At 37.9% G+C, this 16,814-nt stretch carries 14 protein-coding genes; 10 read left to right on the top strand and 4 right to left on the bottom strand.

Going from position 1 to position 16,814, the window contains the following annotated elements; all coding sequences use genetic code 11:
* Nucleotides 1-78 precede the first annotated feature (78 nt).
* Nucleotides 79-786, top strand: coding sequence for a YjjG family noncanonical pyrimidine nucleotidase (locus CP367_RS08170; protein WP_089145847.1), 708 nt, complete (start codon nt 79-81; stop codon nt 784-786).
* On the opposite strand, the gene CP367_RS08165 is transcribed toward CP367_RS08170, so the two are convergent.
* The gene (locus CP367_RS08165; protein WP_089145848.1) at nt 783-1,652 is read right to left on the bottom strand and encodes a CorA family divalent cation transporter; all 870 of its coding nucleotides are present in this window, start codon (nt 1,650-1,652) and stop codon (nt 783-785) included. The genes CP367_RS08170 and CP367_RS08165 overlap by 4 nt on opposite strands.
* A gap of 115 nt (nt 1,653-1,767) precedes the next feature.
* On the opposite strand from CP367_RS08165, the gene CP367_RS08160 reads away from it, so the two are divergent.
* The 3 genes from CP367_RS08160 (at nt 1,768) to CP367_RS08150 (ending at nt 5,649) form a co-directional block, all read left to right on the top strand.
* On the top strand, nt 1,768-2,625 hold the full coding sequence (locus CP367_RS08160; protein WP_089145849.1) for an aldo/keto reductase: 858 nt from the start codon (nt 1,768-1,770) through the stop codon (nt 2,623-2,625).
* A gap of 82 nt (nt 2,626-2,707) precedes the next feature.
* Entirely contained in the window at nt 2,708-4,633 is a 1,926-nt protein-coding gene (locus tag CP367_RS08155; protein WP_089145850.1) for a translation factor GTPase family protein, read from the top strand.
* Between the two features lie 197 nt (nt 4,634-4,830).
* Entirely contained in the window at nt 4,831-5,649 is an 819-nt protein-coding gene (locus CP367_RS08150; protein ID WP_089145851.1) for a Cof-type HAD-IIB family hydrolase, read from the top strand.
* 69 nt (nt 5,650-5,718) lie between these two features.
* Here CP367_RS08150 and CP367_RS08145 read toward each other — a convergent pair whose 3' ends face one another.
* Nucleotides 5,719-6,732 carry a D-2-hydroxyacid dehydrogenase gene (locus CP367_RS08145; RefSeq protein WP_057726850.1) on the bottom strand — a complete coding sequence of 338 codons (1,014 nt, stop codon included), beginning with the start codon at nt 6,730-6,732 and terminating at the stop codon, nt 5,719-5,721.
* A gap of 357 nt (nt 6,733-7,089) precedes the next feature.
* Here CP367_RS08145 and CP367_RS08140 point away from each other — a divergent pair, with 357 nt between their 5' ends.
* The 5 genes from CP367_RS08140 to CP367_RS08120 all read left to right on the top strand — a co-directional run bounded on the left by CP367_RS08140 (nt 7,090) and on the right by CP367_RS08120 (nt 13,632).
* Nucleotides 7,090-7,341, top strand: a complete 252-nt coding sequence (locus CP367_RS08140) for a YSIRK-type signal peptide-containing protein (protein WP_005720610.1) — start codon at nt 7,090-7,092, stop codon at nt 7,339-7,341.
* Nucleotides 7,301-7,840, top strand: coding sequence for an LPXTG cell wall anchor domain-containing protein (locus CP367_RS11160; RefSeq protein ID WP_054832922.1), 540 nt, complete (start codon nt 7,301-7,303; stop codon nt 7,838-7,840). Before CP367_RS08140 ends, CP367_RS11160 begins: the two co-directional genes overlap by 41 nt.
* Nucleotides 7,841-8,394: 554 nt before the next feature.
* A complete protein-coding gene (locus tag CP367_RS08130; protein WP_065991141.1) occupies nt 8,395-9,222 on the top strand; it encodes an exodeoxyribonuclease III in 828 nt (275 codons plus the stop codon).
* A gap of 103 nt (nt 9,223-9,325) precedes the next feature.
* Nucleotides 9,326-10,738 (top strand): amino acid permease, encoded by a 1,413-nt coding sequence (locus tag CP367_RS08125; RefSeq protein ID WP_089145852.1) that lies wholly within the window; start codon nt 9,326-9,328, stop codon nt 10,736-10,738.
* A 65-nt stretch (nt 10,739-10,803) separates the two neighbouring features.
* Nucleotides 10,804-13,632: a DUF3427 domain-containing protein gene (locus CP367_RS08120; RefSeq protein WP_089145853.1), complete on the top strand. Its 2,829-nt coding sequence runs from the start codon at nt 10,804-10,806 to the stop codon at nt 13,630-13,632.
* 34 nt (nt 13,633-13,666) lie between these two features.
* Here CP367_RS08120 and CP367_RS08115 read toward each other — a convergent pair whose 3' ends face one another.
* The gene (locus CP367_RS08115; protein ID WP_005721937.1) at nt 13,667-14,719 is read right to left on the bottom strand and encodes a serine hydrolase; all 1,053 of its coding nucleotides are present in this window, start codon (nt 14,717-14,719) and stop codon (nt 13,667-13,669) included.
* Nucleotides 14,720-14,923: 204 nt separating this feature from the next.
* A complete protein-coding gene (locus CP367_RS08110) occupies nt 14,924-16,141 on the bottom strand; it encodes a DUF2075 domain-containing protein (protein WP_089145854.1) in 1,218 nt (405 codons plus the stop codon).
* 61 nt (nt 16,142-16,202) lie between these two features.
* Here CP367_RS08110 and CP367_RS08105 point away from each other — a divergent pair, with 61 nt between their 5' ends.
* Nucleotides 16,203-16,616: a peptide deformylase gene (locus CP367_RS08105; RefSeq protein ID WP_005723569.1), complete on the top strand. Its 414-nt coding sequence runs from the start codon at nt 16,203-16,205 to the stop codon at nt 16,614-16,616.
* Nucleotides 16,617-16,814 lie beyond the last annotated feature (198 nt).

Raw genomic sequence — 16,814 nt, 5'->3', positions numbered from 1 at the left:
GAAAGATGTCAAATGATTTTTTTATTAACCATGCTATAATAATTATTCTAACAATCATCATAGAAAGAAGGGACCAGATTGCGTTACAAACAAATTATTTTTGATGTGGATGATACAATTATCGATTTTGCGGCAACTGAAGATTTTGCCTTACATAGCTTGTTTAACGCTCATCACTGGCCTTTATCTGCGGAATTGCAGCGGCAGTATCATTCTTATAATCAAGGACTTTGGCGCCGGCTTGAACAAGGTGAACTAACTTATGAAGAGTTAAGTGAAATGACTTTTCATGATTTTATTTTGGATCATTTTGGTATTGAGATTGATGGCAAGAAGGCAATGGATGAATATCGTTCATACTTTGGCGAAGCACACCAATTATTGCCAGGGGTTGAGGACACCTTGATTTTTGCTAAAAAGCAGGGCTATAAGTTGACTATTTTAAGCAATGGTGAAAAATTTATGCAAAATCACCGGTTGGAGCTTGCTGGTGTGAAAAAATATTTTGACCTAATTGTTACGTCAGAAGAAGCCCACTATTCTAAGCCTAACCCACATGCTTTTGATTATTTCTTCAGTCGTACGGAAATTGGTCCGAGTGAGACTGTCTTTTTTGGGGACGGCCTACAATCTGATATTTTAGGTGCAGAAAAATATGGCTTTGATAGTATTTGGTACAATCATCGCCATCGAAAAAATACTTTGAATTTGCATCCAATTTTTGAGGTAGAAACCTATCCAGAACTTGTTAAATTAATGCAGAATGATTTTGAGAAGAAGTACTAATCATTATACTTTTTGCTCTTCAAGAAGATGCCCCAGCCAATAGTTAATAAGCTGGCAAAAATTATTAAAATCCAAAAGCCGTTTTCATTTTCTTTACCTGGTAAGCCGCCGACATTCATGCCCCAAATGCCACTGATTAAAGCGGGAAGAGCAATTACCAGGGCAGCTGAATCTAGATATTTCATTAAATGGTTCAAGTGACTGTCCATCATGGCGGTAAAGAGGCCGCTAATGGAATCGAGCAAGTCAGTATAAACATGAATCATTTTGGTAATTCGTTTTTGCCTGGTTATGATACTTTTGACGCGGGCTTGATTTGCTAGCTTGTTTTCTACTAAATAATTGCCAAATTCTTCTAGACTAGGTGTTTGATCATCTAAGGTATGCTTTAAGTAAACTAGCTGGCGAGTCAAATCTGTTACTTTTTTTAATTCTTTGGTCTTAGTTGTCTTTCTAGCAGCTTGATCTAAACGATCAATTTCTTGTTTGATGGTTACTAATTCTGACCGAATGTGTTTAATTTGAATACACAGGCTTTGAAAAATTGTTTCAATAATATTTTCTTGCGGTTTTAATTCTGAGCAGCTTGCTGTTGTACCAATAAAAAGATGATTTTCGTCAAAGATAGTGAAAACTGGAATTAATTTTTGTTCAATAGGTAAGTCAGCGCTTAATAGATCAAAGCTGACTAGTAGGTGACCATTTTTTAGTTTATTAGAATCAATAGGGATAAAACGAGCAACCTCAATCGAGGAATTAGGGTAAGTGAAAATTGTAGGATCTAGATCCCATTTTTTGATTAAATGATCGATATCGTTTTGCGTCAATTGATCTTTTAAAATTATATTCTGACTATTAGTAAGCATATTTGTTCACCTCTGTTTCTTTTTTAGTTTAAGATTAACATGTAATGTTTTTTAGACTGAATTAAGTTGACTTAAAAATATATTTTTTTAACAAAAAATATAGAAAGGTGAGAATATGGAATTACATTCACTTACTGATACTTATACCCTAAATAATGGTGTAGAGATCCCTGTAATTGGCTTTGGTACTTGGCAAACACCAAGTGGAGAAGTTGCAAGAGAATCTGTTGAAGCCGCACTTGAGGCGGGATACCGTCACATTGATACTGCAGCAGCTTACGGCAATGAAGAAAGTGTTGGCGAAGCAATTAAACGTAGCGGCGTTAACCGCCATGAATTATTTGTAACTACTAAATTGTGGAATTCCGATCATGGTTATGACAAGACTAAAAAGGCAATTGATACTAGTCTAGAAAAATTAGATTTAGACTATCTTGATCTTTACTTAATCCATTGGCCTAATCCTGTAGCTATGCGTGACAACTGGGCAGAGCTTAACGCTGAAAGTTGGCAGGCGATGGAAGAAGCAGTGAAGGCTGGCAAGATTCGCGCAATTGGTGTATCCAACTTTAGAAAGCATCACCTGGATGAATTAATGAAGACTGCTGAGATTAAGCCGGTAGTTAACCAAAGTTACTTGAATCCGAGTGATTTGCAACCGGAAGTAACGGCCGCAAGCAAGGAATATGATTTGCTTAATGAGGCTTACAGTCCTTTAGGCACTGGTGGCTTGTTAGGTAATGAAGTGGTTGGTGAAGTAGCCGAAAACTATGGTAAATCTTCAGCTCAAGTATTGATTCGTTGGTCACTTCAACATGGCTTTTTACCATTGCCGAAGTCAGTTCATCCTAAGTATATTGCGGCTAATGGTGATGTCTTTGACTTTGAGATTAGTCCAGAAGACATGAAGAAGTTAGATGGTTTGCGCGGTGCAAGTAAGCTGGCTAATGATCCGGATGAGGTTAACTTTTAATTTAATTTGGAATAAAGAAAATTGAATTATCACAAGAAGTATCTTATTTTTGAAGTAAGATACTTTTTTATTAGGTGAGACAATGAAGAAAATTACAACAGGAATTGTAGCTCACGTTGACGCGGGCAAAACGACTCTTTCTGAGGCTCTGCTGTACAAGGCAGGAAATTTGCGGACGCTAGGAAGAGTAGACAATGGGGATGCTTTTTTAGATACAGATCAATTGGAGAAAAAACGTGGCATTACCATTTTTTCTCATGAAGCTAAATTAACAACTAATAATTCAGAAATTACTTTACTAGATACTCCGGGGCACGTTGATTTTAGTGCGCAAACTGAAGAAACGTTGAGTGTGCTTGATTATGCTATCTTGGTTATTTCAATTACAGATGGTGTAGCTAGTTATACTCGCACTCTGTGGCATTTACTTAAGCGGAACAATGTACCAGTGTTTATTTTTGTGAATAAGGTTGATGCGATAGGCGCTGATCGAGGGATGGCGTTGGTTGATATTCAAAAGAACTTAAGTGAGAGTTGCGTTGATTTTTCGAAGATTGATGATGAATTTTATGAAAATGTGGCTGCCACAGATGATGCCTTGCTTGAGAAGTATTTGGATAGTGGTGCCATGTCTGATCAGGACGTGCAAAATGCAATTGTGCAGAGAAAAGTTTTTCCAATTTATTTTGGTTCTGCGTTGAAATTAACGGGAATTACGGAATTTTTAGCTGGTTTTAGTAAATGGACTAAGGAAAAGGAATTCTATGATAAGTTTGCGGCACGGTGCTTTAAGATTTCGCATGATACTAAAGGTGAACGCTTAACTTGGTTGCGAATTTTGGGTGGCAGCTTAAAAGCCAAGACTGAATTAGCTGGTGAGAAAATTAATCAGCTGCGTAGTTATAATGGTGAAAAATTTGTAACTATTACTGAAGCAGCTGCTGGAGAGATCGTTGCTGCAACAGGATTGGCAAAGACGTATCCAGGACAAGGATTCGGCGTAGGGGATGCACCAACTGCACTGCTTAAGCCAGTTTTGACCTATAAAGTTAATCCCCAGGATAATGATCTTCACGCTTGCTTAAAAGCTCTGCAAACCTTGGAAGATGAAGATCCACAGCTGCATGTGACTTGGTCCGAACATTTGCAAGAAATCCACGTGCAAGTGATGGGAAAGATTCAATTAGAAATTTTAGAACAGTTAATGCAAGAACGTTTTGGTTTGAATATTGTTTTTGAACAGGGAAGTATTCTTTATCAAGAAACAATCACTAAACCAATTGAAGCAGTAGGCCACTTTGAACCACTACGTCACTACGCGGAAGTTCATCTTTTACTGGAGCCACTGCCACGTAATAGCGGTATTGTTTTTGAAAATAAATGCAGTTTAGAAGTTTTGACTAAAAATTGGCAACATCAAATCATGACGGCGTTGAAGTCTAAAGAACATCTTGGTGTTTTGACAGCTTCGCCGATTACAGATATGAAGATTACCTTGATCGGTGGTAAAGGCTCAATTGTACATTCGGTTGGTGGCGATTTCCGTGAAGCAACTTATCGTGCAGTGCGGCAAGGTTTAATGGAAGAAAAGATACGCCAACAAACTATTTTGCTCGAACCGTGGTATGATTTCCGCTTAGAAATAGGAAGAGATCAGGTAGGGCGTGCTTTAAATGATATTCAGCGCATGAATGGAAAATTTAGTACGCCTGAAAATATTGGTGAACGAACAGTCATATCCGGTTCTGCACCGGTAGCTGAAATGCAAGATTATGCGACAGAAGTGCGCAATTATACGCATGGTGAAGGTAATCTTGAATGCGTAGTCAGTGGTTATTTGCCTTGTCACAATGCGGCAGAAATTATTGAGGAAAAGAATTATGATCCCGTTTCTGATCTGGAGAATACGCCTAACTCTGTCTTTTGTTCACATGGTGCAGGTCACACCGTCACTTGGGATAAGGTGCCAGAGACTGCACAATATCCTTATACTTATCCATTAGATTAGCATGATACCATGAATTGCTTATCTTGTTACATGTGAAACATTAAAAATGCGGCATAGTGCTTTTCTTATTAAAAAATGCAACTTGAAATAAACGAAATATTTGACTAGTTATGAAAGAAATTTCATTTTATTAGCAAAATACTGCTAGAAAATCGCTTGCATAGTAAGATAAAGGTACGATAGAAAGGTGATAAAACATGACACAAATACCTTTTAAAGCTGTAGCGGTTGATCTAGATGGCACTTTTTTGACCGAAAAAAAGACTTTTGATCATGCGCTATTTGCAAAAGTTTTACGAAAATTGCAAGCTAATCAAATACCGTTTATCTGTGCAACAGGGAACCAACTAATTCGTTCGCATGAATATTTTGACGAATTTACTAATGAAGTAGATTACGTGTCTGAAAATGGGGCAATTCTAGAAGCCGATGGCAAAGTATTCAGACGGATCGCAATTGATTATAAAATTGCACAAAAATTGCTCCATTTTATTCAAACAAAATACCCTGAAGCGATCATTATGGTTAGCGCACAGCATCATTGCTATATTTTGAAGAGTATGGATCAAGCGGATAAAGACGACATTAGAATTTATTATCGTGATGTTCAGGAAATCGATCAGTTTACTGACATTGATCCAACCGATGCGATCTTGAAGGTTTGTCTGACAGCTGATGATGAACTGGCACAGGTAATTCAGGATCGGTTTAATGAAAAATATGGTGACTGTATTCGCGGCACTAGCAGTGGTAATATGACAATCGACTTGGTGCATAAAGGCATTAATAAGGCCAAGGGCGTAGACGATATGCTTAAGCATTATGACATTGCGCAAAAAGATTTGATTGCCTTTGGCGATGGCGAAAATGATATTGATATGCTTAAGGCATGTGGCTATAGCTATGCGATGAAAAACGCCAATGCGAAGGCTAAGGCGGTAGCAAAGTATGAGGCACCTTCGAATGATGACAATGGTGTGTTGCAGATTTTAGCTAAGTATTTAGATGTTGATTAATTTAATACGCAAAAAAGACTTGAGAAGTAATTTTTCCCAAGTCTTTTAGTTTGTCTTAATTTAGGTTAATTAAAACTTGTTCTTGTCCAAAACAACTGGAGAATCTGGCTTTTCACCATTGATCATCTTCAAGTTGTTGTCAAATGCCTTAACAACCATGTTACGTACAGCGTGGGTGGTGTAGAAGGCGGTGTGTGGAGTTACCAAAACGTTTGGACGATCAATTAAGTCAGCTAAACGCTTGTCTGGGAATTCTTTACCTTCCCAATCTTCGTTAAATACACCAACTTCGTCTTCGTAAGTATCCATAACAAAGCCAAAGATCTTACCTGAATCCAAACCGCGGATAACAGCGTCAGTGTCAACAAGTGGACCACGTGAGCAGTTTACAATTACAACGCCGTCTTTCATCTTAGCGATTGATTCGTCGTTGATCATGTGAACGTTAGCTGGAACGTCTGGTACGTGAAGTGAAATTACATCAGCTTGCTTGTACAAGTCGTCAAGTGAGTCAACGTAGTAACCCTTCTTTTCAAGTTCTGGGTTCTTGAAGATATCGTAAGCAATAACCTTTGCGCCGAAACCTTCCATAATTCTCATAAATACTTGACCAATGTGACCAGTACCTACAACACCAACAACTTGGTCACGAACTTCACGACCAATAGTAGGTGCCCAACGTAAGTCGCGCTTAGCCATCTTTTCGTCCATACGCTTGTCTTGACGTAATACACGAGCAGCTTGGATTGCAGCATGTTCAGCAATAGCGTCAGGAGAGTATACAGGAACGTTAGTAATTTCAAAGCCAAGTTCCTTAGCCTTGTCCATGTCGATGTTGTCGACACCAACGTTACGTAATGACATCTTAGTTACGCCAGCGTCTGCCAATGCTTGAAGAGTTTCTGGGGTGTAGTCTAATTGTTGGTAAACAACAACACCGTCAGCACCCTTAGCTAACTTAGCAGTTTCAGGAGTCAAAAGCTTATCAGTGTAATCTACATCGATATCCTTGTGAGCATCCTTCCATTCGTTTAAGAATGGTTCTTCGTCTTTACGAATAGCGTAAGCAAAAATCTTTGTCATAAATTTAACCTCCGTAAAATTTATTAGTATGACCAGTCCTCATTATACGCTTTTACTTGCTCAACAAAACACAAAAGAACCATTTTTTTGTATAGATTTTAAGAAAAATAAAAGTCAAGTTTTACTCTGAGCAAAAAAGTTGCAATTTTTTCAAAAAAAGTTTATAGCCTAAAAATTGCAACTATTATTAACTGTTACCTAATCTCAATCCCATAGATATGAAAATTATTTTTGTATATAGCAATATTAGTGAAAGGTAGTATATGGATTTGTATAAGAGACACATTTTCGTTATATAACCCAGGTTATATAATGGACTTTAAGTAGAGAAACAAACATAGCGGAGGAAAATTGAATATGCATTTTAAAGGAGAAAGCCAACAGCATTTCAGCCTAAGAAAGCTGACAATTGGTGTTGCTTCTGTAATAATCGGGACCACCTTTATGTTTTTTGGTGGTCATGCTGTTCATGCAGATGATTTAAGTAGAGATGCTGAGCAAACCAGCTCAGTTGTTCAAAAACAGAGTAGTGAGAAAATAGATGTAGATGCAGTCAAAGAAGCTGATAATGTTTCAAATCAAAGACAAGACTTACCCAGACGGTACTAAGAGTACCGCAACTGTTCCTGTAACTGTCATTGCACCAAATGTACCAGACGTTATCTACGTACCAAAGGGTGACAAGGTTCCAGACCCAAGTACTGTAGTTACTAACTCTAACGATATCAAGGACAAGATTCCTGACACGACTTACACTTGGAAAACTACTCCAGATACTCCAAATACTAAAGTAGTAATTAACTATAAGGCTAATAATCCTGGTACTCCAGATACCCCAGTTACTCCACCAGTGGATCCAGGCGATAATCCAGCAACCCCAGTTACCCCGCCTGTAAAGCCAGAGCAGAAGCCAACAACACCAACTCCTCATGCTACTAAGACACCAGCAAAGGATAATGGTGGCAAGAAGACAGTAGCTAGTGAGCAAAAATCTACTTTGCCACAAACGGGGAAGAAGGATAACGTTGCTTTGACTGCTATCGGTGTAGCTATTGCAGCTGCTGGAAGCTTATTAGGATTAGCAGATAGCAAGAAGCATAGATCTTAATTTGTAATATCTAATTTCTGTTTACTAAGAAGCAAGTTGACTCAAATAGGAGCTAGCTTGCTTTTTTGTCTAAAAGTTTAAGGATTTCTAAAGACAAAAAGCAAATAGTGACGCATTGTCATAAAGCTGATATTATATACTCATAACAAAAATACAACGCATCAAATAGAGATGAATTGTACGAAGGTAACAAATCTTCTAATTCCTTATTAATACATCCTATTGGGCCTTTATTAATTCATACATTGGGTATTGCTTTTTGCTGGTTGTCCCCTATACAACCGCGAAAGTTAAGATTGATAATAAGTCCATCCCCTTTTTGCGAAGGTAAAGAGTCAAGACCCCCTGCAACATCTCTTGCGTTGAATCTTTTGTTAATCTTGATAATTTATTTTCGCAACATTAGTGATGAGTAGGCTAATGTAAAAAAATCTCGTTATTCTCATTCAACACAACTCCCTTAAAAGGGCTGGTTTAGAAAAGTCATCTAAATCAGTCCTTTTTCTTTTTTTCGTTATAATTAAACTTGAGAACTAAAACAAAGGGGAAGAAAAATGATCTTAATTTCATGGAATATCGATTCATTAAATGCAGCTCTGACTGGTACTTCAGCTAGGGCGGAAGAAACGCGGCAAGTTTTAACTAAAATTCATGATGCCAATCCAGATATTATTGCGATTCAAGAAACTAAGCTGCGTGCAACTGGGCCAACTAAAAAACATAAAGAAGTGTTGGCTGAAAAGTTCCCTGAGTATGACTATGTTTGGCGCTCTTCAGAAGAACCAGCTAGAAAAGGCTATGCTGGTACAATGTATCTTTATAAGAAAGGATTAACTCCTGCAGTGTCTGAGCCGATTATTGGCGCCCCTGAGCCGATGGATCATGAGGGACGGATAATCACACTGGAATTTGATAAATACTTTGTCACCCAGGTTTATACGCCAAATTCAGGCAGTGGTTTAAAGCGACTAGCTGAACGTCAAGTTTGGGACCAAAAGTATATTGAATATCTGCAAAAATTAGATGAAAAAAAGCCAGTTTTGGCAAGTGGCGATTATAATTGTGCTCACACAGAAATTGACTTAAAACATCCCGAAAATAATCATCACTCAGCTGGCTTTACTGATGAAGAAAGAGTCGACTTTACCAATTTGCTCAATGCTGGCTTTACCGATACCTTTAGAAAAGTTCATGGTGAGATTATTGGCGTATATTCTTGGTGGGCTCAACGTGTCAGAACCGCTAAGGCTAACAACTCTGGCTGGAGAATTGATTATTGGCTAGTAAGCAATCGCATTGCTGATAAGGTGGTCCGCTCAGAGATGATCGATACGGGCAAACGAGCAGACCACTGCCCAATTTTGCTTGAAATAAATCTTTAAATTGAAGCAAGCCCTAGTATAATTTCTTTTTGAAATGTTTTTATTTTGAAAAAGAAGTAGGGGTTGAAATTCTTTGAATAACGAGAAAAAAGAAGATTGAGCTTTGGAGCAGGATCTGAAGTACAATCGTCTGACAGCATTTAAGCTATTCGCGATGACTAGTTCAATGGTTATTTCCGTTGATGAACTCGCACCATTTGGTAAAACTGGAGCAACGGCACTGTTTTACTTGTTAATTGCTGGAATCGCTTGGTTTATCCCGATTACGCAAATGGCTGGAGAAATGGCCTCAATTGATGGTTGGGAAAAAGGCGGAATCTTCACTTGGGTGAAAGGATCTCTTGGAGAAAAAACAGGCTGGACAGCAATGTTTTATCAATGGATTCATATTACTGTTGGTATGGATACGATGATGTATGTGATCATTGGGGCATTGTCTATCACATTTGGGACACCTTGGTTCAACACCACGCCAATCGTACGCTTCATTTTAATGATGGTTATTCTGTGGGGAGCAACAGCGATTCAGGTAATTGGTGTTAGAAAGATTGGTCGAATCGCTGAATGGCTGTTTATTCTGGGGATTGCGACACCAGTAATTTTATTGATTATTTCATTCTTCGTATATGTGATTCAGGGGCATCCCTTGCATATGACGATTAACTGGAATACTGTAATTCCACATAAATTGAATGGTAATACATTAGTTGCCTTTGTCCCATTTATGTTGGCCTTTTGTGGTGGGGAAGCTTCTGCACCGCACGTTAAAAACTTGGACCACATCAAGTCATACTCAAAAGTTATGCTTGGCTTAGCCGTTACTGCAATCTGCTTCGACTTGCTAGGTAGTATGGCAATTGGAATGACTGTGCCTAAGGATCAAATAGAGAACAGTACGGGCTTTGTTTATACCTATGGCAAGCTGTTAACGTCAATCGGGCTACCTGGTGATCTGTTGCAAAAAATTGTGGGTATAATGTTAGCTTGCGGTATTATTGGTGAGCTAGGCAACTGGATTGCTGGTCCTAATCAGGGAATGTATGAAGCGGCTAAAGAGGGCTATATGCCTAAGTTTTTTGCTAAAACCACTAAGCACGGCGTGCCATTAAGAATTATGGTTTTACAATCAAGTATCGTTACCATTTCTGCATTATTGATTACTTTTACCAGTGGTGCCGATGCCGATTTTGCGTTTAACGTTTCATTGGCCGCAACGACGGCGCAATATCTCATGGTTTATATGATTATGTTGATTGCTTACATGGTTTTGAAAAGAAAGCATGAAGATTATCACCGTATGTATTATATGAGCAAGAACCCTAATTTGAGTATTGCAATTGCGGTGCTTGCATTAATCATCACGGTTATAGCTTTCTTTGTAACTTTTGTTCCAGCACAAGGCACGCCAAGCAATTTGCGTCACGTTTATGTTTGGACCTTAATCGGCATGTGTGCCATTGTGTCGATTTTGCCACTTATTTTGTATCGCTGGCATGAAAAATGGCAATCACAATAGAATTAAGAAGCATTCGTTTTTCAAGACGGATGCTTTTTTAGTAGAATTTGAGAGAGGTGAATAAAATGGCGGATGCGATGAGGGATGCAATATTAAATGGTTTTGTTGATCAAAATTATTTAGGAAGTGAAGAATTAGGTCCTAAAATATTAGCTAATAATCAGCAAGAGAGAATCTGGCAGACTTTGCGCCAGGAATTGTATAGTTGCAAGTCCTTTACTTGGGCGGTTGCGTTTATTACGCAAGACATGCTAGTTCCGTTTAAGGTGATAATGGCAGATTTAGCGAAAAATGGAATTAGTGGCACGATTATTACTGGTGATTACTTGGGTTTTAACAATCCGCGTGTTTTTACGGAATTACAAAAGATTCCTAATTTAGAAGTTCGTATTGCTAATAAGGCAGGTTTCCATACTAAAGGATATTTATTTAATCATGAAAACTATCAAACTGTGATTATTGGCAGTGCTAATTTTACACGTTCAGCTCTGCTGGCTAACTATGAGTGGGCTTTGAAAGTAAGTTCAAAAAAGCAAGCAGATTTAACAGCTCAATTAGTGGATAAAATTGCAGATTTAAAACAGGATAGTTTTGTTTTAAATTCAGCCTGGCTAACAGATTATCGTAAAAATTGGGTAAAGCCTGAGCGAGTTGCTACTGATCGGCATCAGACAAAAATTTTACCAAATAAAATGCAAAAAGCGGCTTTAAAACAGATAGAAGCACTAGTTGCAAGTGGTGAAAAACGAGGGCTAGTAGTGTCAGCCACAGGAACGGGGAAAACTTATTTAGGTGCTTTTGCTGTTAAGAAATATCAGCCGCGGCGTTTTTTATACATTGTGCATCGTGAGCAAATTGCTAAAAAGTCATTAGAAAGTTTTTATCGTGTAATTGGTGGACCAAGATCGGATTATGGCTTATTAACGGGAAATAGGCACAATTTACAGGCCAAGTATTTATTTTCGACGGTACAAACGATAAGTCAACCTGAGATGCTGGCTAATTTTAATAGCGACGAATTTGATTATGTCTTGATTGATGAAGCACACAGGGCAGCTGCACCTTCGTATCAGCGCCTTTTACATTATTTTAAGCCCAATTTTTGGTTAGGAATGACGGCTACGCCTGAACGAATGGATGAGCAAAATGTTTATCAGATTTTTGACTACAATTTGGCATATGAAATTCGTTTGCGGGATGCACTGGAAGAAAAGATGCTGGCGCCATTTCATTATGTGGGTGTCCAGGATTATGAAGCAGACGGAGTAGCGATTGATGAAACAACAGATTTACGCTACCTAGCTTCTACATCTCGAGTAGACTATGTTTTAAAGGAATTAGACTATTACGGCTATTGTGGAACAAAGGCTAAAGGCTTGGTTTTCTGCAGTCGACAGGATGAAGCACGTGAATTAGCTCGGCTTTTTAGTCAAAAAGGACATCCCGCTGTAGCATTGACCAATGAGGATAATGAAAAAAGACGTAATGAAGTGGTTGCGTCTTTAGTTAAAGGTGAGATTGAGTATATTGTAGCGGTTGACTTGTTTAACGAAGGAATCGACATCCCTGCCTTGAATCAAATTGTAATGTTACGCAACACACAGTCGAGCATAGTGTTTATCCAGCAGTTAGGCCGGGGGCTTCGTAAATATCCTGGCAAAGATTTTACCGTTGTGCTAGATTTTATCGGCAATTATAAAAACAATTACATGATTCCGTTGGCACTGAATCAGGATACTTCTCGAAGCAAAGATCAAGCTAAACGAGAAACGCGTCTGCCAAGCTTTATTGATGTTTCAACGATTAACTTTAGTAAAATTGCCAGTGAAAAAATTTTGGCTTCGCTTGATAGTGTCAAGCTTGATGGGATGCGTGAATTGCGGCAGAGTTACCATGATCTCAAGAACAAACTAGGGCGTGTACCGCTACTATTTGATTTTTATCAATATGGCTCAGTTGCACCGATTGTTTTTGCACAAAATCATGGCTTGGCAAGCTATGCTGACTTTTTGGGTAAAATGGGCGAAGACGTTAATTTATCAAAATATGAAAATGAAGTGCTGTCTTTTGTGACTAAGGAATTACTTAATGGTAAAAGAATTCACGAGTTACTTTTGTTAGAGATGCTACTTGAACAAGATATTGTTAAGCAAGAAGATTATCTAGCTCAATTGAAACGACACCATGCTTATGTAAATGATGAATTGTTAGCTTCTGTTGATGCGATTTTATCGCTAGATTTTTTTGATATTAAGCAGGGAAAGACTACCAAAAAAGCACAATATGGTAAATTGCCGTTAGTTGAACGTAGCAATTTATTTGACTATCAATTGAATGGTTCTCTACGTTCTGCCCTAGATCAACATCATTTTAAGAATTTATTTGTTGATGCTATTAAAACTGGTTTGGCCTTAAATCAGGAATATGATAATCAGCGTCAATTTACTTTATATCAGCAATATGATCGTAAGGACGCTTGTCGACTCTTGAACTGGCCTAAGGATGTTTCGGCCCCGATGTATGGCTATCGTGTTGGTGAGCAGGACACACCAATCTTCATCACTTATCATAAAGATGATCATGAAAAGCGGAATGCTCTGTATCGTAATACATTGGCTGATGGGCGCAGTTTGCGCTGGTATACTCGGGTGCCACGGCATTTAGATTCTGATGAGGTACAGCGTTTGCTTAATACGCGAGGGATGAATTTGCATATATTTGTTAAAAGAAGCGATGCAGATGGTAAGCAGTTCTTTTATTTAGGCAAGGCAAAGATTCAAGCTGATTCTGTTCGCGAAGAATTGCTCGGTGTTAAGAAAAAGCCAGCTGTAGGGATGAACTTAATGTTGAAACATCCACTGAGTGAGTCAATGCATGAGTTATTATTTGAATAGACCAAAAAAGCCTTTCCGCTTAGGAAAAGCTTTTTTAATTGCCGCTAATATTAATTAGATCTTGGTCATCTTGGTTATTATCCTTATCAAACATTCTAGGCTTGATGTGATCTAGAATCTTAGTCCCGATATTTTTCTGAGCAGTTTCATCACCGCTAACCTGGTTTAAAAACATAATTATTCCATATCGATTATCTGTAGTCATTTTGATCCAATTACCAAAATGAGTGTTGCTTAAGCTACCATAAGCAGATTTAGTATGGTCATCATCTAAATGAAGCCCTCCAGAATAATTAGTGGTTGCACTTTTAAGATGAGTTAAGTAATAGAAATCGGATTTGCTTAAGATACTACCATTGGTTAAGCCAAGCTGGATCTTGTAATAATCCATTGGGGTAGTGAACATATTGCCTGCGCCTGGAAGCTGGGAGGCAAGAGTCTTTTTAACGTATTCAGCGTCTTGGTAATTTTTACCATTATTCCAGACGTAAGAGATAGGATCGGTTTTCCAACTAGGAATATCCTGATAAAGGAATGTATTAGCAAGCCCTAATTTGTTAATGATGCGATTATTGAAATTGTTTTCGTAGGATTGTCCGCTGATTTTAATAATAATTCCGGCTAATAAAAGATAGTTGGTATTATTGTAGAAGTAGGTTCCTGGTGTCCCTTGAGTGCCGTTATTAGTATTATCAATAGCCCAATTGATGGCGTCATTCTCACTTAAAACTTTTCCGCGATCCAATTCAGTATTGGTTGCTTGAATGCCAGAAGTATGGGTCATTAACTGTCCAATAGTAATATTATCGGCGTTTTTAAGATTAGGGTACCAACGTGAAATTTTGGTGTTTTGCGTAAATTTTTGACTAGTGTGCCAGTTTTCATTCATCAGCTGAATTATCATTGCTGCTGTAACAACTTTTTGCAAAGAAGCAGTTGGATAAACTACGTTGTCGTTCCCATTACCAACTTTTTTACCGTACCAAGCGTAGCCATAGCTGATTTGTTGCGGCTGACCGTTTTTGATAATGACGATACTACCGCGAGTATTGTTTTGAGCCAAAGTATTGCGGACAAAATTTCGCATTTCGGTTTTAGAGTATGAACTGGCTTGAACTTGTGGTGGTTCAGTGATCGCAAATGCAGGAACTGTCGTTAGCAGCGCAGCGGTAGCTAGTCCAATAATTGATTTTTTCAAAATTTAAAAGGCCTTCCTTAAAAAGTGGTTTGTTTACATTTTAGCGCGTTCTTTGCATCGGACAAACTATTATTTTGGTGAAAAGACGTATTTTTAGCTAGCTTGTTGAAAAAGTGCGGCTAATTTTGCTCTGAGTGCGGGATCATGAGCGTATAAATAGGTACCGCGGATTCCTCGCTTGAATAGAACGTTGAGTGAATTCATGAACATCTTCTCTTCATATTCTATTTTTTCTTTTGAGTTGGTTAGATCATTACGCTTTTTGAACATCTCAACATCTGTAATTTTGTCTAAATTAACTTTAAGTTGATTGGTGCCGGGAATCAGGCTGATTGGTGGACCGATAATGATGCCAGCATAATTTAGGTCAAAACCTTGGCAAGTATAGATAGAACCAACTTCATTGATTGTTGTAGGAATTTCTGCCCAAGGAGTTGATGTGTAGTTGTATTGATCCCATGGCAGCATGAATTTCCCTTCTTTAATGTAATGTTTGCCACCATCAAGAGTAGATGGATAGCCGGAAGTTGAAAGAATTCTTGCCAGGCCGTCTGTTTGATTTCTCTTGACGATTTCTTGCCGCATTTTTTCTGCATCAGTAAAAATACGAAAGTCGTAGTTGTGCCACATTTCTTTTTTTAAGGGCATTAATTTATTATGTGTAAAAAAGTTAAACCATTCTATTAGACTATCTGGTGCCATCATTCTAAATTGATGATGTAGTTGATAGTCTTCGTGGGGATAATGATGAGTAATTGCTTCAAGTCGCTTACGTGTCCAGAAGCTTTTCATTCGTAAAACTTGGTTTTCATCAAATACCAAAATGACAACTTTTGACCGCTTAATAACCTCCTCTAATTGGTTATCGTGATAAAAGTTGTTGTAGTGATCAGGCTGAGATAAGAGCAAGTGTGCTTCATCAATGACGACAACATCAGCACTGGTTTGTTTTTTGTCCATCTGATTAATAAATGAAGTTGGCCGCATATAATTTTTCTTATATAGTTCTTTAATTGGCCCAGCAATCTGCTTATAGACTTTTAGCAGTTCAGGGTGATTTACTAAAAAGTAGTTTTGAGTTTTATACAGTTGGCTGCCTGTTTGGTGGTTTAATTTTTGCAACTGATCAAAAAGGGCAGAAAGCACTACACTTTTACCAGTACCTGCTTCACCATAAATAGTGAAAACAGCAGGATGATTTTTATTGCTGCAATGTGTAATCGAAAAATGTAAAATTTTTTGTACGAGAAGTGATTGCTCTTGGTTGAGCTGATGGTAAGGAGAGAGTTTAAAACTTGCTTGATTATTCAATATTTATTCACCTCGTTTTCAATTATAATGAATAGAAATAATAATGATAAAGGAAGAAAACATGACTGCACAAAAAATAATTCACGATCAGCTATTTTTAAGACAAAAATCTGATTTAGCTGGCAAAAATGATTTACAAGTTGCGATAAACTTGCGTGATACGCTACTAGCTAATCGTGGGAAAGCTGCGGGGCTGGCTGCAAATATGATTGGTCAGACTAAACAAATTATTGCGTTTTATGCTGGCCCGCTTCCATTTGTAATGCTGAATCCGCGTATTATTCAAAAAAAGCAGATGTATCTTGCTAGTGAGGGATGTCTGTCACTAGAAGGCGAGCGTAATGTTCAGCGCTATGAAGAAATTACTGTTACTTATCAGAATATGGAGTTAGAAACAGTAACGCAAACTTTTGGTGACTTTATAGCTGAAACGATTCAGCATGAAATTGATCATTGCAATGGAATTTTGATTTGAATAGTAGAATATTTACGTGATTTTGCAAAAAAAGTAAAAAAATTTAAATTAATTTTGCATGGTTTCAGGGATGAAAACCCACAATTTTCGAATAATTAGATTTGAGAGAATAAAATACTTTTTAATTTAATGCAAAGATAAAGGAAAATATATTACAACACTACCTAGTGTATCGTGAAGAACCCGAACGAAGAACAA

Source organism: Lactobacillus sp. UMNPBX16 (assembly GCF_002553775.1).
GTDB classification, from domain to species: Bacteria; Bacillota; Bacilli; order Lactobacillales; family Lactobacillaceae; genus Lactobacillus; species Lactobacillus crispatus.
Note: the sequence above shows the minus strand (reverse complement) of the source record. Positions and strands in the feature narration are given on the sequence as shown.